Origin of the sequence: Halorubrum sp. SP3, from assembly GCF_005435195.1 — an archaeon.
Classification (GTDB): domain Archaea; phylum Halobacteriota; class Halobacteria; order Halobacteriales; family Haloferacaceae; genus Halorubrum; species Halorubrum sodomense.
This window is the reverse complement of sequence record NZ_SGTU01000542.1, coordinates 1-311: the sequence shown is the minus strand read 5'-3', so window position 1 is coordinate 311 and position 311 is coordinate 1. Positions and strand designations below refer to the sequence as shown.

1 protein-coding gene is annotated in these 311 nt (G+C 62.7%); it reads left to right on the top strand.

Features of this window, described 5'->3' with window-relative positions:
- A partial coding sequence (locus EXE42_RS17500; RefSeq protein WP_206750779.1) for a hypothetical protein occupies positions 1-311 on the top strand: 311 nt, incomplete at both ends.

Here is a 311-nt window from a genome sequence, read left to right as displayed (position 1 = left end):
GAACTGCGTGAGCGCAAGCGCGGTGAAGCGGAGGCAAAGGCCGCGGAACTAACCGAGATGACGACGGTGTGGGGTGACGAAGACGAACTGCTCGAACAGTTCGAAGACGGCGAGATCACCCTTGACGACCTCGATGAGAAGATCGAGGCCGCCGAGGACATCGCCAGTTCCACCACGACCACTATCAACGACGACTCGGGTAGTGGCTCCGAGGAGTCCGAGTCGGGCATGGTCGCGGACCGTGCTCGCGAGGAAGGCGAGCGTGACTTCGACCGCACGCCGAACGGTCGCATCGACCTGTCCAGCCACTA